The organism is Streptomyces rhizosphaerihabitans, from assembly GCF_025399795.1.
Taxonomy (GTDB): Bacteria; Actinomycetota; Actinomycetes; order Streptomycetales; family Streptomycetaceae; genus Streptomyces; species Streptomyces rhizosphaerihabitans.
Window position 1 is genome coordinate 190,120 of the sequence record NZ_JAODTZ010000002.1, and the last position, 20,246, is coordinate 210,365.

Below are 20,246 nucleotides of genomic sequence, written 5' to 3' on the forward strand. Positions count from 1 at the left end.
TGACGATGCCGATCGACTTCGCCACGGCCGCGGCCCGGTTCGCCGGGGCCTTCGCCGCCCAGGAGCACGCCATGCGCGTGGCGCGGCGCGCCGTGCGACCGGTACTGGAGCGCCGGCTGCTGGCCGGGCGGCAGGCGGACCGGGCCACCGCGCGCTTCCCGGCGCTGCGGTTCGTCGACGGCGCGGTGACCCTGCGCGTCGCACCGGCGCAGCGCCGTGCGCTCACCCGGACCGCGCCCGTGCCGACCCCGGCCGACGCCGGGCTCGCGTTCCTCGCCGGTCTGACCCGGCCGCTGCGGCTCGACGACGCGGACGCGATACCCGACCTGCTGAGCCAACTCCTCGCGCTGTCAGCCGCGTTGGACGCGTCGGCGTCCACCGCGGCGCCGCGGCCGGCCATGTTCGACAGCTCGGACCTCGTCGGAGTCGCGGTGCTGGCCTTCCGGGCCCTCTCGGAGGCAGGCGTCAAGGGCGGTGAGCTCGAACGGTTCACCGACCGGATCCGGCCCTTCGTGCCGGTGCCCCGGGCCGAGACGACACCGCCGTCCCCGCCGTCGGTGTCCGCGACCGGGTCGCTGGAGGGGATCGCGGCGGGCATCGCCACCGGGATCGCGGTCGTCGTGCTGCTGCCCGCCGTGGCCGAGTCGCTGCTGGGCGCACTCGGCACAGTGGTCCGGCGCACCCTCCAGCAGCAGTTCCAGGCAGTGCTGGAGCTGCGGCGCGACGCGCTGAGCACCGCGTACGCCCGATTCGCCGGTCTGATCGGCACGGCGACGCGACTGACCCGCGGGATCGCCGGACTGCTCGGCGCGCACCTGGACTTCACGGTGCGCCTCCTGCTGGCGTTCGGCACCGCCCTCGGTACCCGGATCCGTGACTTCGTCGGCGCGCTCGGCTACGCGCTGCGTGGCGTGGTCCGGCTCATGCGGGTGGCGCTGTTCGTCATCACCACCGCGTTCGACTTCAACCTGGCCCGGCTGATCCCGTGGATCGGCGGCACGTTCGTGCCGAACGTGGCCGCCTTCTCGCTCGACGACCTCCTGGACAAGCCCGGAACCGGACTCAACCGGAACCTGTACGACGCTCTCTCGGACGTTCTGGACTGGATCCGGAAACGGGTGCGCCGCAGCCCGCTGGTGCTGTGGCCGTACGCGCGCCGGCAGCTCCGCCGCGCCCGCCGGCTCCTGGACGCGCTGTTCGACACCCACGGCCCGGGGCATGTGCTCCTGCCCGCGTTCCCCGAGGGCCCGCCTCTCGCCTTCCACTCGGACTTCCCGCGCCTGGTCGACCCGGCGCTCGGTCCGGCCCTGGCCGGCGCGGTCGGTGCGCTGGGCGACGGGCTGCGCACCGCCGTCCGGGGAGCGCTCACCAGCACCGCCACCGGCCTGGGCGGGTTCGCCGACGCGAGCGTCGCCGCTCAGCGCGACGCGAGCCGGCTCCCGGGCCTGGACCGGATCGGCGACCGGTCCGTCGCGCTCGCCGACCGGGTGTTCGGCGACGAGATCCGGCGGCAGAGCGCGGCCCCGCCACCGGACCAGCTCGCGCGGGCGTTCGAGTCGTGGTTGGCGAGCGGCGGATTCGTGGTGGTCGGCGCGGTCATCGACGGGTACGTCGGCGGGCTGGTCGACCGTGCGGGCGAGCCGCTCCCCACGTCGCCGAGGATCCTGCGCCGGGCCGCGCTCGGGCGGGTCGTCCTGCCCCGGCTGACCCTGCGCGTCCGCGCCGGCAGCGACCTCGACGAGGACCTCGCCGACACGGTGGCAGCAGCGTTCGCCGGCGCCGTCCGGGACGCCTTCCGCACGGGCGAGCGGCGGCTGCGCATCCTCACCGAGGGGGTGCGGGTCTGACATGGACGAGACCGAGGAACTCATCACCCAGCTCGGACTGCTGCTCACCCAGACCCGGTTCGGGCGCCGCGCCCTGGAGGACATCGAGCGCGCCACGTCGACCTACGGCACGTTCGCGTTCACGTCCGTCATCACCGCCGGACCGAACTTCGGCGCGCCGCCGATGTACGAGGGCGCCCTCAAGGTCTACGTGGTCAACATCAACGACCTGGCGCCGGGCGGCGGGTTCGGCGACTTCCTCTCCGGGCTGCTGGGCGGTCTCGGCGGGTTCGTCGGCAACCTGATCGGCGGCGCCGCCGGCGGCGCCGTCTCGCAGTTCCGGCTGGTCGGGTCGCTCGGCGACCTCGCGTCGCTCGCCGAGCACGTCGAGCACATCCTCACCATGCTCGGCGTATCCGCGGTCACGCCCGCAGCCGCACCCGCAGCCGAGGCCACGGCTCCCACTGCCCCGGGAGCCGGCCTGATCGCCCAGCTGGAGAGCATCAAAGGCGCGGTCGACACACTCACCAAGCTGTTCCAGGCCGCCGGCAACCCGCCCGTCGGAGCACAGCCGGCGGCCGCCCAACTGGGCAGTGCCACCGCACTGCTGAACGCCGTCGCGAAGGTCGTGGACGGCCTCGTCCTCGCGCTGCCCATCGCCGTCGGCTCGCTCGCGGTGCTGATCAGCCGGCTCGGCGACATCCGGCAGGGGATCGCCGAGACACTCCGCTTCGGGCTGCGGGTCACCTTGCTCCTGCGCGGCGCGCTCCTTGTGCTCGCGCTGGACACGGTGGCCGTCGTGGCCCGGGTCGGAGCCTCCGTCGTAGGCGTCCTGGCGTCCACCGTGGACGGGATCATCGGCGGTGTCTTCGACGGCGTGCAGCAGGCACTCCTCGCGGTGCTGCGGATCGGCGTCGTGCTCGGCGACGCCGTCAGGGCCACCGTGGACGGCCTGCTCAACTGGCTGATCCCGACGATCGACGCGGTCCTGCGCAACCTCGGCGACCTACGGGCGTTCCGGATCATCACGCATCTGGTCCGGATCCTGCCCGCGGTGCTCCCCCTGGTCTTCGAGCTGCTGACCGACACCCAGGTGTCCGACAAGCAGCAGAACGCTCTCACCGACGCGGCCAAGCTCGGCTTTCCGGCCACCTCGTCCGACGGTCCGGGCCCGGTGGCGGTCCGGCCCGCGCCGCCGAACTTCGCCGCGGCGCTGTCCGACCCGGCGTTCATCGCGGGCCTGACCGAGCCGCTCGGCAAGGTGCGCAAACTCGGCACGGACGCGGTCGACCTCGGCGCCGGACAGCTCTCGGACGGGCTGCGCACCATCGGGACCACGCTGGAGGCCGCCGCGCTGGCCGAGACCAGGCTGTCCGACGCGCGGCTCGGCCGGGCCCTGGACGACGTCAGCACCCAGTCGGCGAGGCTGGCCGACAAGCTCGTGGTCGGCGAGGCGACGACACCGCAGACCGGCCTGACAGCGGTGGCCAACGCGTACGAGGCATGGCTGACGCACGGCGGACTCGACGGCCTGCTGTCCTCGCTCACCAGCCATTTCGCGAGTCCGGCGGGCCAGAACGGGATCCCGCGCCGCGCGGTCGAGTCGGCGGACCGGACCCGGGCCACCATCCAGATCGACGAAGTGGTCGTCGACGTGGAGAGCGCCGCACCCGGACCGGTCGCGACGCCCTACGTCATCCGGACCACCACCGAACCCGATCCCTCCACCGCCCCGTCGGACGACATCGAGCAGCACGCCCGGATGTGGTTCGACTACGACCAGCGCGGCGGCGGCAGCCGGCTGCCCCTACCGATCTAGGAGTCGCCATGTCACGCACCGCCGGCTACCTCGCGAACCTCATCGCCGTCCCACCGCTGATCTTCCGTTTCCAGTTCAACCCGGAGCTGCTGTCGGAGAAGAAGAGCTTCGCCTACCGGGAGACCACCAGCCTCGGCAACTGGGCGTTCGACCAGACGGCAGCGTCCAAGGGCTTCGGCAACGTCAGCGGGATCGTCACCGACCTGAAGGAGATCGGCAGTTCGCTGGTCGGGACGAAGGCGCTGGAGGCCGACTTCGGCAAGCCGCGCTCGTTCGCGCTGGACTTCGCCCTCGACGCGCGGTCCCTGCCGGACATCCCGGCGCAGCAGAGCGGCGACGGCTCGGCGTCGGACGACGCACGGTTCGGCGGCCGGATCGAGCCCAGCCTCGCGGTGCTGCGCTCGTTCATGAATCCGGCCTGGGATCCGGTCAACGACGTACTCGCCTGGTTCAGCGGTGCCAAGACGTTCTGCCCGCCGGCCCAGCCACCCGTGTGCACGCTCAAACTCGGCGGCATCGACCTGGACTGCGTGATGACCGACCTCAACATCAAGATCACCAAGTTCAAGCCCGACCTCACGCCGGAGCGCGCCGAGGTCAGCCTGACCCTCAACGAACAGACCGCTTCGATCACCACCAGCCTCGACGTGCTCGACCGGCTGGTCGAGGTCGGCAAGTCCTACGGGCAACTGGACTTCCAGGACTGGCTGCAGGCCGTACCCGGCGCCGGCCTGGTGCAGAACATCTTCGAACTCTGAGAGGGCACCCGATCATGTCCGTGTCGATCACCTCGCGGTACCGGCAGGCCGCGGTCTACCCGGCCGTGGACGCCACCGGCAGCACGCGGGCCACCGTGGCGATCCGCAGGTACGCGCCGCCCGCCGCCGGCGGCATCAACTACGAGCACCGGGTCACCGGCGTGGAGGACATCGAGTACCTGTCCTGGCGCTACTTCGGCGACAGCCAGGTGTGGTGGCGCATCGCCGATGCCAACCCGGTGCAGTTCCCGCTCGACCTGCGACCTGGTGCCGCCCTTTCGGTACCGGCCTCGCAGGACATCGGCCAGGTCAGCCGGGACCGGGTGTCGTGAGATGACCGTAGCGATCCCGCCCCCGACGGGCAGTGACAACCGGGCCCCGTTCGCCACCGTGCAGATCGGCACCGGGCCGGGCGACCTGGCCGACGTCACCGTGCCGGTGCGCTCGGTCGCCGTGGAGGACCACGACCGGCTCACGGACGAGGCGAAGGTGGTCCTCGACGATCCCACGGGTGTGCTCGCGCACGCCCTGTTCGAGGGCCTGGTGGTGCGGCTCGCCCTGGGCCGGCAGATGCAGCACACGGCGCTGTTCGAGGGCGTCGTGGTGAGCAGCCGGGTGCTGGCCGGACCCGACGGGCAGCACATCGAACTGACCGCCCGGGACTACAGCCACCGGCTGGCGCAGACCCCGTTCGACCCGAAGACGTGGAACACCGGCGAGCCGCTCAGCGCCCTGCTCCGCAAACTGGTCACCGCGCCCGGCACCGGGATCACGGTGGGGACGATCGAACCCGTCGACGACACCGCGCCCGACGCCCGCGGCGCCGGCCGCTATGTCGCCACCTCGGTCTGGGACTTCATCCTGGACCAGGCCCGCGGCCAGGGCTGTCTCGCGTTCGTCGAACTGACCGACAACAAGGAGTCCCGGTTCTCGTTCCGGCCGATCACCGCGATCGCGGCTTCCGAGCCGATCGGCACACTGCGGTACTGCCGGGTGGGCAGCGACCTGGTCACGTTCACCTACGAACGCATCAGCTCCGGCGCGCTACCGGTCCGCTCGGCGAGCACCGTCGATCCGGACACCGGCCGACTCGTCGACCAGTCGGCGCCGGTCACCCCGCCCCGGTCTCCGCTGGCCGCACCGCAGACGGGCCGCGCCCCGGCCGCGGGGGACCGGATGCGCGCCGCGATCGAGGCACTGACCGGGAAGGCGGCCGTCGCACAGGCCCAGCTCACCACGCCGACCGAGCGGGTCGTCGGCAAGGCTGCGGGCACCGCCCAGGACGCGAAGAACCGCGTGAGCGTCGACCCGACCCGGATCGTCGGAATGAGCGGCCGGGGCAAGGCCGTCGGCAACGTGCTGCTGCGGGCGAAGGCGATGCTGCGGATCACCGGCCTCGCGCCGTGGGCCGAGGGCGTCTGGTACCTGACGAAGGTCAACCACGTGTACACCCGCGACCTGGTCGGCGACCACCAGGACTCCAGCTACTTCACCCACATCACCGCGACCCGGTGACAGGAGGCCCGACATGCTGTCCGACGAGCTGACCCGGCACACCGGCAACTACTACGGCAAGTACCGCGGGATCGTGCGGGACAACACCGACGACGGCCGGCGCGGCCGGCTCCGGGTGATCGTGCCGGACATCTTCGGACCGGAGGCGCTCGTCACCGCCGAGCCGTGCTTCCCGCACGGGCACTTCTTCGTGCCGCCCAAGGACGCCAACGTATGGGTGGAGTTCGCGGCCGGCGACACCCGGGCCCCGATCTGGGTGGGGGTCTGGTACCCGGCGGGTGCCGTCCCGCCCGAGGCCGCGGTCACACCGCCCGACCACCAGGTCATCCGGAGCACCGCCGGGCACGTCGTCGACCTCACCGACACCGGCGGCGGGGAACGGATCCTGATCCGGCACAGCGGCGGCGCCTCCGTCTCGATCGAGTCCGACGGCAGCGTGCACGTGAGCGCCGACCACATCGTGCTGGACGGGTCGAAGGTCGAGGTGGGCAGCGGCGCGAGCGAGCCGACGCTCCTCGGCAACGGCTTCAGCCAGTTGTGGACCCAACTGCTCACGCACGTCCATGGTCCGCCCGGCTCCCCGTCGCCCCAGCTCGCGCCGCTCGCCCTGCAGCCCGGTGTGCACCTGAGCCAGTCAGCCGTCGTGAAGTGAAGTGAAGGAGACCCCTATGGCCGACGCCCGCGGAGCGGCGTTCCCGTTCCGGATCGACCCGCACACCGGCGGCATCGCCTGGACCGAAGGCACCGAGAAGATCCGCGACGACCTGCGGATCCTGCTCGGCACCCGGCTCGGAGAACGGCCCATGCTGCGCGACTTCGGCACCCGGGTGCACACACTGGTCCACGAGCCGGACGACGACGTGACCGCCGACCTGCTCCGCAAGCAGGCGCACGAGGCGGTCGTGCGGTGGGAGCGGCGCGTCGTCGTCACCCGGGCCCGGCTGTCCCGTTCGGACGGCGGACTGCGGCTGCTGCTGAGCTATGTGCACAGCGACAAGCCGGTGTCCGCCGAGATGATCGTCCCCCTGGTGTAGGCGATGACGACACCGGTACCCGCGATCGACTACACCGACAAGGACTTCGCGTCCCTGCGTACGGCGATGCTCCGGCTGGCCCAGCAACGCCTGCCGGAGTGGACCGACCAGAGCCCGGCCGACCTCGGCATGCTGCTGGTCGACCTGTTCGCCTACGTCGGCGACATCACCCTCTACTACCAGGACCGCATCGCCGGCGAGCTGTTCCCGGGCACCGCCACCGAGCGGGCCGGCATCGTGGACCTGCTGCGGCTGATCGGCTACGAGCTGACCCCGGCAGCGCCCGCGATGGCCGATCTGCTGCTCACCTTCCCCCGGCCGGCCGGCGCGCGCACCGTGACCGTGCCCAGCGGTGCGCAGTTCGCCGCCCGGCCGCCGGGCGGCGCCGCGATCGAGTTCACCTACCTCGGTCCCGACCTGGACCTGGTTCTTCTCTCCGACCAACTGCGTCCGGGTACCGGCCCCGACGGCAAACCGGTGGTGCGCTACGACGGACTTCCCGTCGAGCAGAGCCGCGCGGTCGGGCCGGTGCCGATCGGTTCGTCCACCGGTGAGGCCGGCCAGTCCTTCGCGCTGCCCGACGCGTCCGTGGTCGTCCCGTCCGTGGTCGTCGAGGTCAACGAGGGCGCCGGCTGGGTGACTTGGGACCGCCGCGACAGTCTCCTCTTCGACATCGCCGCGGACGGCCGGGCGGTGTTCTCCCACCCCGAGGCGCGCTACTACCAACTGCTCTTCGACGCCGACGGGATCGGCCACGCCGTGTTCGGCGCGGGCCGGGTGCCGCCGGCGGGCCTCAACAACGTCCGCGCCTCCTACCGGGTCTGCCAGGGCACCGCGGGCAACCTCGCGGCCGGCACGGTCACCACCGCGCTCACCACGATCGACACGCTGCAGGCCGTGGTGAACGAGGCCGCGGCGGCGGGCGGCAGCGACGCCGAACGCTCCGACCACGCCGCCCGGTACGCGCCGTTCGCGTTCCGGTCGACCAACCGCGCGGTGACCGCGAGCGACTACGAGGCGCTGGCGCACAGCACGGGCACGGTGGCCAAGGTCCGGGCGCGCAGCGTCTCCTGGAACCGGATCGACCTGTTCGTCGCGCCCGCCGGAGACACCCTGGTCCCGGTCCCGGAAGCGCTGCGCAACCGGCTCGTCGGCTACTTCGAGGACAAGCGGATGGCGGGCTGTCTGGTCCGGGTGCTGGACGCGCAGCCGGTCGCCGTGGACATCGGCGTCGAACTGCTGGTCGACGAGCGGTTCGTCACGGACGCGGTGGCCGGGCAGGTGGAGGCCGCGATCACCGCACTCCTGTCGTTCTCCCGGGCCGACTTCGGCCGGCCGCTGTTCCAGAGCGAGGTGTTCGCGGCCGCCGAGTCCGTCCCGGGGGTCCTCGCGGCGACCGTGACCGGCCTTCGCCGACAGGACCGGCCCGCGCCGGACGTCGAGGCGGAACTGGCGCGGTACAACCTGCCCCCGCTCGCCGAACTGCCCGCCTTCCTGCGTGACGCGGTCTCGCTCGACGTGGCCACGGACGGGCGGATCGACATCGGCGAGTTCGAGATCGCCGTCCCCGGCGCCCTCGACGTGACCGTACGGACGACACTGCCATGAGGATCGACACGTTCACCGCGAGCGCCGACCTGATCGGCCGACGGATCTGGGTGCGCTGGGCCTTCACGCCGGACACCGGCGAGACCGTGCTCGACACGCCGCCGGTCACCGTGCGGCGCAAGACCCGCGACTTCGCGTTCCCGGACACCGGCGCGCGCTGGCTGCTCCACGACAGCGCCGCGTTCCCGCCCGCGCCGGTGCCCGGCGCGCTCACCGTGACCGATCTGCCGGACAGCGACGCGACCGTCGGCGCCCGGCGGGTCCGGGAGCGGACCGTCACCGTGACCGAGACGGCCGCCGCGGTGTCCCGGGAGGTGCTCCGGCTCGTCACCCGCACCGTCTTCGGCGCCGATCGCGCCGTGCTGCGCCTGGAACTCGACCTGCTCGACGTCGGCGGCGTCGGCGGCGGCGAGCTGGCCGCCGGCACGCCGTACTACTACGAACTGGACAGCCCGGCCCTGGGCCGGCCGATGCGGGCCGTCGCCACCCCCGGCGACGTGCACGGCGCGCACCGCACGCTGTACGAGCTGATCCCCGAGGTGTACCGGCGGCACGACACCCTCCCCCGGGTACCCGACGCCGCCACCGGCCTGCTTCCCGAGGCCGGCACCAACGGCGGACAGTTACGGCGCTTCGTCGACGTCTACGGCGCCGCCGTCGACGCGATCCGCAGCTCCGCCGACAACCTGCGCGGGCTGCGCGCCGTATCGGACGTGGACAGCCGGTTCCTGCCCCTGCTGTCGCAGTGGGTCGGCTGGGACCTGACCGCCGACGCGGACCTGGCACGGCAGCGCAACGAGATCCGCACCGCTCCGAGGCTCTACGACTCCGTCGGCACCGTCCCCGGACTGCGCAGCCTCGTCGACTTCTACACCGGCTGGTCCACCCGGGTCGCCGAGTTCTCCCAGCACGTCGCCCGAGCCGGGGTGGCCCCGCAGCGCAATGTCTTCGCCGCGGCGCGACGCGACGGGGCGTGGTGGGGTGCCGAGGAAGCGTCCGCCGTGCTCGGCTTCACCGCGCCGCACGACGTGGCGACCGGCACCGCCACCACCAACGCCGTGCTGACCGGCGCGGCCACCGGGCCGTTCGCCCTGCGCACCGGGATGACCGTCACCATCGCGCCGGACGGCGGCCTGCCGATCACCCTGACGTTCGGCCCGGCCGACTTCGCCGACCCGGGCGCCGCGACCGCCGCCGAGATCGCGGCGGTCGTGAACCGGGACATCGGCGAGTTGCGCGCGGACGGGGCCGGCGGCGCGGTACGGCTCGTGTCGCGCCTCACCGGTGAGGCGTCCCGCATCGAGGTGCGTACCGCGCCCGCGAGCCTGGTCTCGCTGGACGGCGCGGCCCGCGGCCGGCTCGCCACCGTCACCGACACGATGGGCCGGCTGTGGCTGGCGCATGCCTCCACCGTCGGCGCCGGCGGTGTCGTCCCCCGGCTGCACCTCAAGGCGTATTTCCGGGGAGCCTGGGCGGACACCCGGGTGGTCGAGCCCCAGCCGGTCGCGCCGCAGGCCGATCCGGCGCCGGTCGCACTGCCGGACGGCCGGCTCGGCCTGGCCTGGGTCGAGCACCCGGACACCGGTGCGGCGCGGCTGCGCTGGCGGCTGGGGACACCGTCCGCACCGACCCCGGCCCGGCTGCGCGGCGACGCGTCGGCCCCGTACGCGCTGACCGCCGGCACCGTGCTGACCCTCACCGGCCACGGCGCCCCCGAGCGGTTCACCGTGCGCGCGGCCGACTACGCCGATCCGTCCGCGGCCCGCGCGGACGAGGTCACCGCCGCGTTCAACGCGCAGCTCACCGGCGTCACGGCGGCCGTCGCCGGGGACGGTTCGCTGGCCCTGGCCACGACCGCGACCGGACCGGGGGTCGCCCTGCGCGCCGACCTGGCCGCATCGACGGCGGCCCGCGCCCTGGGGTTCGGCGACCGTGCGCTGACCGGGCAGGGCGGCTGGCAGCCCGACGTCGACTGGGCCGCAGCCACGGACATTCCGGCGGTACCGGCGGGCCGGCACGCCGACTGCACCGCCGTACTCGACCCGGAGGGGGCGGTACGGCTGTGCTGGGCGAGCCGGCTCGACGGGTGGCGGCTGTACCGGCTGCGGTGGGACGGCCGGGTACGGATCGCCACCGCGACCGGCGTGCGGGTACTGGCCGGGGACGGCGCGGTCACCCCGCTCACCGGGCTGCCGTCGGCGGACGTGCGGGGCGTAGTGGTCGACGCCGACGGGTCGAGCTGGTTCGCCACCGGCGCCGGTGGCGCCGTACGCCGGCCGGACGGGACGAGCACCGTGTTCACGCCGGGCACCACCGCCGGAAGTCTCTCCACCACCGATGTGCGGACCGTGGCCGTGGACGCGTCCGGCACGGTGTGGTTCGGCCACGGCGCGGGGGCCGCCGCGCTCTCGGCGGGCGGCTCGTGGCAGGCGATCACCGCGACGACGGGCGGTCTCGCGAGCAACGACGTGCGGCACATCGCCGCCGACATCACCGGCGCGGTGTGGTTCGCCACCGGCGCGGGGCTGTCCCGGCTCGACCCTGCGGGCACCTGGACCACGTTCCTGGCCGGAACGGAGGTGCGGCACGCGGCCCCGGCCCAGGACGGTTCGCTGTGGATCGCGCTGGCGCACGGCGTCGCGCGCGTCGGCGCCGACGCGTCGGTGCGCACGGTGGACCTCGGCGCCGCCGCCGACGTCCGGCAGGTCGCACCGGCACCCCCGGCGCCGAACCCGCGGCCGCAGGCGGACGACGCGGGGCCGGTGTGGGCCGCGACCGCCGCCGGGCCGGTCGAGATCCGGTCGGTACGCGACATCCGGGTGCACACGCCCGCCGAAGGTCTGCCCAGCGGTGACTGCCGGGCCGTCCTCGTCGACCAGGGCACCGTCTGGGCGGGTACCGCCGCCGGTCTGTCCTTCCTGGACGGCTCCGGATCGTGGCGGACCGTGTCCGGACTCGCCACCCCGGTCCGGGCGTTGAGCGGTTCCTGGTCCGCTCCGGGCCGGTTCGCCCCCGGTGGCCCCGGCGAGCGCGACCCGCACCTGACCGGCGACGGGAACCGGCTGTGGCTGGCGTCGGCCGTCCGGCACGCCTACGCGGACCCGGACGACCGGTGGCAGATCGTCGTACGGCACCTCGACTTCCCGTCCGTCGCCTGGTCGGCGCCGACCGCCGTCACCGCCGTCACCGGCGTCAGCGGCACCGACCGGGAACCGGCGCTCGCCCCGCTGCCGGCCGGCGCCGCCCGTGTCCACTTCCGCTCCGACCGGGGCGGCGGCCCGCGCCTGTGGTCCGCCGATCTGGACGCCACCGGGGGCCCGTCGGCGCCCACCGTGGTCAGCAGCGGGCCGTCCTCGGACACGAACCCGGCGCCGGTCACGCTCGCGGACGGCACGACCTGGCTGTTGTTCCGCAGCGACCGCAACGTCGGTCTCGGCCGGCTCGGCGGCGGCGTGCCCGGCCCCGGGCCCGACCAGTCCAGCCGGCGCGCGCCGGAGGAGGCGTCCGTCCGCCGGTTCGCCGGCTCCGTCACCGCGACCCCCGCCGACCTCGACCGCAACCGCGGCACCCGGCAGTTCGGCGACCTGCTCGACTACACGCCGCAGCGGCCGGACGGCGCCGCCCTCGCCGCCGACGAGGTCTACACGCCGTCCACGATCGGGCTCTACGTGGAACGCGGGCCCACCGGCCGACCGCTCGTGCAGCGCGACGCCGACCGCCTGCGACAGCTCCTCGAGCGGTTCCTGCCGGTCAACCTGCGGGCCGTCGTCGTGCTCGGCTCGGGCCCGCTGGAGGAGTTGCTCTTCCCGGCCGGGCACGAGCTCGCCGACGCGTTCAGCGACGACTACCCGATCGCCGAGGTGCTGCGGATCGCAGAGGAGACCGCGGTCGCCCTGCCCGGCTGGCAGGTGTTCCTGTCCACCGACGGTACGAGCATCACCGTCGACCCCACCAAGCCCACCACCCTGCGCCGACGCAGCTGGTGGCCACCGTTCCGCTAGGAGGAGCGCACATGTCCGCAAGGGAGTACCCGGCCGGTCAGCTGCACGGTCAGTACCGCGACGTCCTGTACGACGCCGGGGGCCGGGTGGTGTGGGACCACGGCTGGCGGTCCAACACGATCGTCGGGGACTGCCGCCGGCTGCTGGCCACCATGCTGCGCGGCACACCCGGGTCGACCGGGCTGCTCGGCCTGCGGGTCGGTGCCGGGCTGAGCCAGTGGGACGGCACCGGTCCGCCACCGCCCACCGTCGCGCAGACCGCGCTGGTCGACCCGCACCCGCACACCGTGGCCGCGGCGGACCTGCGGATGGACTTCCTCGACTCGGCTGCCGTGTCCGCCGCGCCCACCAACCGGCTTCAGATCCAGGCGACCCTCGGGCCCAGCGTGCCGAACTGGCCGGACGCGAACCACGTCAGCGGCAATCTGCGCGAGTTCGGCCTGATCGCGAGCCTGGACGGGACCACCGTGCTCGTCAACTACGTCACCCACCCCGTCATCGCCAAGGATCCCGCGAGCACGTTGCAGCGGACCGTCTGGCTGACGTTCTGAAGCGGAGAACCCATGGCCTCGATGACCTCCAGCACGTTCCACCCGCTGCTGCGGTATGTGAACGTGCGGCTGCAGCAGGGCGTTCCGATCGTCGACTCGGACCTCAACGAGCTGGACGACGTCCGCAAGTTCGAGCTCAGGGCGTTCCTCAAGTGGTACGTCGGCGACGGCGTGCCCGAGGGCACCAACGGCTTCCAGATCACCGGTGGTCTGAGCAACGACTTCACCATCGGCGCCGGCGCGCCGGCCGGCGGCGGCAGCAGCGAGCTGGACACCGCGCTCGCCCACACCGGCCGGATCATCGTCGACGGCCTGGATGTAATGATCACGACCGATCTGGCGTTCTCGGCCCAGCCGCTGCACGCGTCGAAGTCCGGCGCCGCGGCCCTCGCGGCGAAGCTGGGCGTACCCGTCGTGGCGGCCCTCACCACTCCGGGCACGGCCACGACGCTGGTCGCCTACCTGGACGTATGGGAGCACCTGGTCACTCCCGACGACGATCCGAACCTGATCCTGCCCGCGCTCGGTGTCGAGTCGTGCGCCCGGATCAAACGCGAGTGGGCGGTGCGCGTGGGTGCCGCGGTGCCCGCACCCGGGTCCTCGGACTTCCTGGCCGGGCACTCCTACACAGCGCTCGCCGGACTCAACCGCCCGGCCGCCACCGCCCTCATCGCGCCGTCGAACATCGTGGACAAGCGCCAGCGGCGGCTGCTGCTGCCGCCGGCACACCTGATCGCCGACACCGTGGGCGTCGATCCGTTCGACTACCGCGGCGGTGCCAACCGGCCGCTGATCAGCCTGCGCACCGCGATCAACGCGCTGCTGGCCGGCCAGCTGCCCACCACGGGGGAGGTCGCCGTCGCCAACGGTCCGGGCGCCGACCTGCTCGGCAAGGCGGTGTTCCTGGACAACGCGAACGGTCTGGTGATCGTGTGGCAGTCCGGCCAGTCGGGCACCAGCCAGGTGGCCCTGGCCCGGATCGACCTGACCAATCCGAGCCTCACGAGTGTCCCGGCGACGCCGTTGACCAGCGGCGGCGTGCACGCGGCACCGGCGGCGCTGATGCTGCCCAACGGGGACTTCCTGGTCGCCTACCAGACCGCGGCGACCGAGGACCCGAACGCCGACCTGAAGCTGAAGCGGGGGCCGCTGGCCTCCCTCGCCGGGGCGGGCGAGGTGACGATCGCCGCCACCGCCAACGTCGCCGACCAGCGGACGCAGGCAGTCCTGGCGGGCGACTTCGTGGTCTTCGTCTTCGACCAGTCGGGCAGCAGCACCGACAAGTGGTCCTACCTCCGCTACAAGCACACCGACAACTCCTTCCCGGACACCGCGCCGGTGCAGCTGGCGACGAACTCCGGCGGCCGGGCGGTGCACACGGCGTCGGCCGGGAACGTGGTGTTCATCGCCTTCCACGACGGCACCAAGCTCACCGCGGTGCTGCTGAACCCGGTCACCAACACCGTCAGCAGCAGCACGCAGCAGACCGGGCAGGCGACCGACATCCACGTCCTGGCGCTCAGCGCCACGTCGGCGTTGGTGTTCTACAACAGCGGCAGCGGGCTGTCCGTGCTCACGTTCAGCGGGACCACCTGGAGCGGTCCGGCCGCCATCTCCGGCACCGACGCCAACGACAGTCAGCCGGCCGCGGTCCAGGACACCGACGGCACCATCTGGCTGCTGTCCACCCGGAGGTTCTCCGACAACACCAACCACGTCGTCGTACGCCGACGCAACGCGGCCAGCGGGGACTGGACCGCGCCGCAGCGGCTGGCCCCGAGCACGGGCAACGACGGTTTCCCGGCCGCGGTCCCCGTCCCGGGCCAGGGCATCTGGGCCGTCTGGGCGAACGACCGCAACGGCTCCACCAACACCGACCTGTTCGCACGGCGGGTCGTCACCGCCATCTGAGAAGGGTGTTCCATGCCACAGCCACGCATCACCAAGTCCACCGTTCCGGCCACCAACTCCTATACGGTCAGCGACGCGAAAGCCTTCGTGCTGCACTTCCACCAGGACATCGGCGCCGGGGTCACCAAGGCCGTCAACATCACCTACGGTGTGGCCGCCGGCGACCCGATCCTCGAACTCACACTCACCGGCAACGCTCCGATCAACCTGCTGACCGTTCCGCCGGGCCAGGAGGTGACGGTCGGCGACTTCACCGTGGGGGTCACGGTCAGCCCGCCGGACACCGACACCAACACCGTCCTGGTCAACTGCCGGATCACCAACCAGACCCTCGGCTCCCTCGGCTCCCCGTGGACCCTGCGCGGCACCCGGACCGCGCCGAACCACTGGGACATCCGGTTCTCCGACACCAGCGCGCTGGTCGACTACGTGATCTGCGACCCGCGCGCGGTCGTCCACGACCCGGGGACGGTGCTGGAACAGAACCACATCACGCTGGTGGCCGACGACGCGACGGGCCCGGCCACCGAGCCGACCGTGCTCGGCAGCCTGCCGCCGGACACGTTCACACCGAGCTACCTCTGGCACCATGACGCCGACCTCGCGATCCTCCCGATGGACGAGACCACCGACACCCCGACGCTCGACGTGACGCTTCCCGGCGTGTACGCGACGATCGAAGCCCCGCTGACGCTCACCACCTCGTTCGGCACCGACGGTTTCCTCACCAACGTGAGCGAGGCCAGACAGCTGACGATCAGCCACCGGCCGCAGGACATCGTGCTGGTGCTGGACCGCTCCGGCAGCATGGCCTCCGAGGACAAGTGGACCAACGCGGTCATCGCCACCCGGGCCCTCGTCCACCTCATCGCCGAAGCCCGCGCGGGGGTCAACGACCAGGACCGGATCGGCATCGTCACGTTCACCGACCCGGGCGGCTGGCACGAGCTGCCGATCTCCGACGAGGTCGAGATCGCGATGCCGCTGACGGGGCTGAAGGAGGCGCGTGAGGCCATCAACACGCTCGACCTGGGTCAGCCGGCCGACAACACCAACATCGGCGACGGCCTGTTCGCCGCCCTCGACATGCTCGACAGGGCCGGCCCGATCGGCGACCGGCGTTTCACCCTGGTCTGTATGACCGACGGGCTCCACAACGCGGGCCATTACTACATCGGCAACACGGTCCCGGACAACGCGCCGCCCGGGGCGGTGGAGGCGCTCACCAGCGTCACCGGTGCCAAGAAGCTGATCCTGGCCGGCGCGCGCATGTACGTCATCGGCCTCGGTTCGACCATCGACGTCCCGCTGCTCAAAGAACTCACCGACACCGGATTCACCCAGGTCCTCGACCCGGCCCATCTGCCCGGGGTGTTCACCGACATGCTGCACTTCTCCCAGGAGGTCAACCGGCCCAGCCCGAGCACGAACGCGCCCGACCCCATCCCCACCGAGGCCGACCGGGTCTACGTCAGGACCACGGACGCCGACCGCGTCGTCCTCTCGGTGATCACCCCGCCGACGGAAGGCACCATCGCGCTCGACCTGTGGAACGGCGCCACATTCGTCCCGCCGTTCTCGGTGCCCGAAGCCAACGTGTCGGAGACCGACCAGGCCCTTTCGGTCGGTGCGTCGAACAAGCTGCCCGAGGGGGAGGTCATCTGGCGGGTGAGCCTGCTGGACAACGACACGAAGGATCCGAAGCCGCTGACGCAGGACCAGGTGCTGCTCTACGAGGACCTGCACCTCAAGGCCGAGCTGACGCTGGACCAGCAGACGTATCTGACCGGCGACGACATGGTCCTGACGGTCCGCATCCGCCGTGACTCGGCACCGGTCCTCGGCGCCGTCGTCCGTGCCGAACTCGACGCCCCCGCCGTAGGACTGGGCGAGGCGCTGTCGGCGGCCGCACTGTCGGCGACCCCGCCGTCGGCGGCCGCGGCACCGGCGAACCCGGGCGGCAGGGACGTACCGCCGCCGGCCGAGCAGCGCATCATCGACGTGATGCGCCACAACGGCTGGTCCCGGTGGCCGCGCCACCAGGCGCCGGGTCTGTTCGCCGACGGTACCGACATCCTGCACGACAAGGCCGGCACCGGTGACTACAGCAACACGTTCAGCCGGGTGTTCAAGGCCGGCACGTACGGCTGGAAGGTCTTCGCCGACGGTCAGGACCCCGAGGGGAACGTGTTCGACCGCCAGCTCACCGTCTCCACGGTGGCCGCCGTGAAGGTCGACGCCCGCACCACCAGGGTCAAGACCGAACGCATACCCCACCACCCGAGCGGGCTGCGGGCGACGAGGATCACCGTCACGCCGCAGGACGTGCGGCACGAGCGGCTGGGCCCCGGTCACGACGACGCCGTCGTCTTCGCCCTGAAGGACGGCATGTTCGAGGAGATCTTCAACCACCAGCCCGCGCCGGTGTTCACCGACGGGACCTATCAGCGGGTCGTCCTGTTCAAGGCCAACCAGCATCCGGTCGTCTCGGTCCGTGCCGCGGGCACGTTGCTCAAGCCGATCGACGCCACAGGCTGACACTCCGGCGGCCACGCGGCCCGGATCTCCGTTCCGGGCGCGTGGCCGAGGGCCGCCCCGTGATCAGGCCCGTGTGATCAGGCCTGTGCCATTCCCGTCTTCACCCCGGCGCCGCACAGCGGCACCACGGCCTCCCGTCGGCCCAGCGCGCCCTCGCGGACCGCCGCCCAGCAGGCCACCCCCGTGGATTCCACGTACAGCCCGCGTCCCGCGAGATCCGTCTGCGCGTGGCGGATCTGGTCCTCCGTCACGGTCAGGAAGGTGCCCCCGGAGGCGCGTACCGCGCGCAGGATCTGGCGGGCCCGGAGCGGGTGCGGGATCGCGATGCCCTCGGCGAACGTGGGCGCCATGGGGGTGACGCCGACGAGATCGTCGGCCCCCTCGGACCAGGCACGGGCCAGCGGGGCGACCGCGGCGGACTGGACGGCGTACAGGGCGGGCCTGCGGTCGATCAGTCCCGCCGCGTGCAGTTCGGCCACGGCGAGGGCGGCGCCGAGGAGCAGCGTGCCGTTGCCGACCGGCACCACGACGACGTCGGGCAGGCGTCCGCCGAGGTCCTCCCAGAGTTCGTGGACGTACGTCTTCGTGCCGTGCAGGAAGTACGGGTTGAAGACGTGCGAGGCGTAGAACACGCCGTCCTCCTCGGCCGCCTCGCGCGCCGCGCGCGCCGTCGCCTCACGGTCGCCCTCGACCACGCGCAGCCGCGCCCCGTGCGCCTCGATCTGCTCCAGTTTCTTCGCGGAGGTGCCCTCGGGGACGTACACGGTGCAGGGCAGTCCGGCCCGCGCGCAGTACGCGGCGACCGCCGTGCCCGCGTTGCCGCTGCTGTCCGCGAGCACCTGACGGGGCCCGAGCCGCAGCGCCAGCTCGGCCAGCAGCACGGCCCCGCGATCCTTGAACGACAGGGTCGGCATCAGGAAGTCGAGCTTGGCCGAGACGCCCTCGCGGAGGGGGACCAGCGGAGTGCGCCCCTCGCCCAGGCTGACCGTGGGCGCGGCCAGCGGCAGGCACTCCGCGTACCGCCACAGCGAGTTCACCCGTCCGGCGAGGGACGTGAGGGGGGCCGGTGTCGGCGCGAAGTCCAGATCGAGCGGACCACGGCAGACCGGGCAGCACCAGGCGAGCGAGCCGGCGGGGACACGGGTGCCGTCCGTCGGGCAGAAGCAGTCCGGCAGTGGAGTCATAGGCGCAGGTTAGACGCGCCGGGGAGTGACGGAGCGTCACGAGCGGACGCCCGCTGTCATGGCCCCGCCGTGTCGCGCTTACGATGCGCGCAGCCATTCGGCAGTCGTTCACACGTTCCACCGCAGGTGGATGAGGAGCAAGGGAACTCGTGGCCATACCCCCGCCGCCCGGCCCACAGCAGCCCGAGGGGCAGTACCCGCCGCCGGGGACACCGCCGGGCGCCCCGGGGACACCGCCCGGCGCTCCGGGGGCACCCGGCGCCTACCCGTCCCCGTATCCGCACGCTCCGTACCCCCAGGGCCCCCAGGCCCCCCATCAACAAGGCCCCTTCCCTCAAGGGGCGTACCAGCAGTCCCCGTACGCGGGTCCGTACCAGCCCTGGGGTCAGGGCTACTCCCCGTACAACCGTCCCGTGCCCTTCAACGGGTTCGCGATCGCGGCGCTGGTTCTCGGCATCCTCTGCTTCCTGCCCGCCGTCGGGCTGGTGCTGGGGATCGTGGCGCTCGTCCAGATCAAGAGGCGCGGCGAGCGCGGCAAGGGGATGGCGGTGGGCGGCATGGTGATGTCGTCGATCGGTGTCGTGCTGCTCGCGCTCATGGTCGCCACCGGGGGAGCGGGCGACTTCTGGGACGGTGTCGAGGAAGGGGCGGGCGGCAGCGGCAGCACGTTCTCCCTGCACAAGGGCGAGTGCTTCAACGCGCAGGGCGACACCCTGGAGGGCCTCGCCTACGACGTCGACACGGTGCCGTGCGCCGGGAAGCACGACGCCGAGGTGTTCGCCGAGGCGACCGCGCGCGGCGACTCCTACCCCGGCGACTCCGCGGTCTCCGCCGAGGCCGACGACAAGTGCTACGCGCTCGCGGACACGTACGCGATGGACGCCTGGGCCGTTCCGGACGACGTCGACATCTACTACTTCACGCCGACCCGGCAGAGCTGGCACCTGGGCGACCGCGAGATCACCTGCATGTTCGGGAACACCGACGAGCAGGGCACGCTGACCGGTTCGCTGCGCAAGGACGCCACGACGCTCGACGCGGACCAGCTCGCCTATCTGAAGGCCGCGCGGATCCTCAACAGGGCGATGGACTCGGCTCCCGAGAAGGCGTACGTCGAGGACGACCTGCCGGGCCACAGGAAGTGGGCGACCAGGGTCTCGGGGGCGCTCGCGGAGCAGGCGGGCCTGCTCCGCGGCCACACGTTCGCGCCGGCCGCGAGCGAGCTCGTCGCGGCCCTGGTCAAGGACCTCGACCGGTCCCGGAAGGAATGGGCGAAGGCCGCGGACGCGCCGGACGCGGACACCTTCTACGCGCACTACGAGAAGGGCGTGAAACTCATCGACGCCGACAAGACGGTCACCACCCGCAAGGCTCTGGGGCTCGCCACGACCCCGCCGAAGTACGACGAGGGCGGTGGCGGCGGTAGCGGTGGCGAAGGCGGCGGCGGAATGGAGGTGTGACGGCGGCCACAGTGGGGAGAAAGCGCCTGCGTAATGCCCTC

14 protein-coding genes are annotated in these 20,246 nt (G+C 72.6%); 13 read left to right on the forward strand and 1 reads right to left on the reverse strand.

The window, feature by feature from the left end; translation table 11 throughout:
- Positions 1–5: 5 nt before the first annotated feature.
- The 12 genes from N4G66_RS02910 to N4G66_RS02965 are packed head-to-tail and all read left to right on the forward strand — an operon-like array spanning position 6 to position 17,561.
- Positions 6–1,847, forward strand: a complete 1,842-nt coding sequence (locus tag N4G66_RS02910) for a hypothetical protein (RefSeq protein ID WP_261702313.1) — start codon at positions 6–8, stop codon at positions 1,845–1,847.
- 1 nt (position 1,848) lies between these two features.
- A complete protein-coding gene (locus N4G66_RS02915) occupies positions 1,849–3,645 on the forward strand; it encodes a hypothetical protein (RefSeq protein WP_261702314.1) in 1,797 nt (598 codons plus the stop codon).
- 8 nt (positions 3,646–3,653) lie between these two features.
- Positions 3,654–4,403, forward strand: coding sequence for a hypothetical protein (locus N4G66_RS02920; RefSeq protein ID WP_261702315.1), 750 nt, complete (start codon positions 3,654–3,656; stop codon positions 4,401–4,403).
- 14 nt (positions 4,404–4,417) lie between these two features.
- Positions 4,418–4,735 carry a hypothetical protein gene (locus tag N4G66_RS02925; RefSeq protein ID WP_261702316.1) on the forward strand — a complete coding sequence of 106 codons (318 nt, stop codon included), beginning with the start codon at positions 4,418–4,420 and terminating at the stop codon, positions 4,733–4,735.
- 1 nt (position 4,736) lies between these two features.
- Positions 4,737–5,918: a hypothetical protein gene (locus N4G66_RS02930; RefSeq protein WP_261702317.1), complete on the forward strand. Its 1,182-nt coding sequence runs from the start codon at positions 4,737–4,739 to the stop codon at positions 5,916–5,918.
- Between the two features lie 13 nt (positions 5,919–5,931).
- Entirely contained in the window at positions 5,932–6,570 is a 639-nt protein-coding gene (locus N4G66_RS02935; RefSeq protein WP_261702318.1) for a phage baseplate assembly protein V, read from the forward strand.
- A gap of 16 nt (positions 6,571–6,586) precedes the next feature.
- Entirely contained in the window at positions 6,587–6,952 is a 366-nt protein-coding gene (locus tag N4G66_RS02940) for a GPW/gp25 family protein (RefSeq protein ID WP_261702319.1), read from the forward strand.
- A 3-nt stretch (positions 6,953–6,955) separates the two neighbouring features.
- Positions 6,956–8,560: a baseplate J/gp47 family protein gene (locus tag N4G66_RS02945; RefSeq protein ID WP_261702320.1), complete on the forward strand. Its 1,605-nt coding sequence runs from the start codon at positions 6,956–6,958 to the stop codon at positions 8,558–8,560.
- A complete protein-coding gene (locus tag N4G66_RS02950) occupies positions 8,557–12,561 on the forward strand; it encodes a phage tail protein (protein ID WP_261702321.1) in 4,005 nt (1,334 codons plus the stop codon). Before N4G66_RS02945 ends, N4G66_RS02950 begins: the two co-directional genes overlap by 4 nt.
- An 11-nt stretch (positions 12,562–12,572) precedes the next feature.
- Positions 12,573–13,112, forward strand: a complete 540-nt coding sequence (locus N4G66_RS02955; RefSeq protein ID WP_261702322.1) for a hypothetical protein — start codon at positions 12,573–12,575, stop codon at positions 13,110–13,112.
- A 12-nt stretch (positions 13,113–13,124) separates the two neighbouring features.
- Entirely contained in the window at positions 13,125–15,023 is a 1,899-nt protein-coding gene (locus tag N4G66_RS02960; protein ID WP_261702323.1) for a glycoside hydrolase, read from the forward strand.
- Positions 15,024–15,035: 12 nt separating this feature from the next.
- Positions 15,036–17,561: a vWA domain-containing protein gene (locus N4G66_RS02965; RefSeq protein WP_261702324.1), complete on the forward strand. Its 2,526-nt coding sequence runs from the start codon at positions 15,036–15,038 to the stop codon at positions 17,559–17,561.
- 77 nt (positions 17,562–17,638) lie between these two features.
- On the opposite strand, the gene N4G66_RS02970 is transcribed toward N4G66_RS02965, so the two are convergent.
- Complete coding sequence (locus N4G66_RS02970) at positions 17,639–18,745, reverse strand: threonine synthase (protein ID WP_261702325.1); 1,107 nt, start codon at positions 18,743–18,745, stop codon at positions 17,639–17,641.
- A gap of 149 nt (positions 18,746–18,894) precedes the next feature.
- On the opposite strand from N4G66_RS02970, the gene N4G66_RS02975 reads away from it, so the two are divergent.
- Positions 18,895–20,205 (forward strand): DUF4190 domain-containing protein, encoded by a 1,311-nt coding sequence (locus tag N4G66_RS02975; protein ID WP_261702326.1) that lies wholly within the window; start codon positions 18,895–18,897, stop codon positions 20,203–20,205.
- The last annotated feature ends 41 nt before the right edge of the window (positions 20,206–20,246 follow it).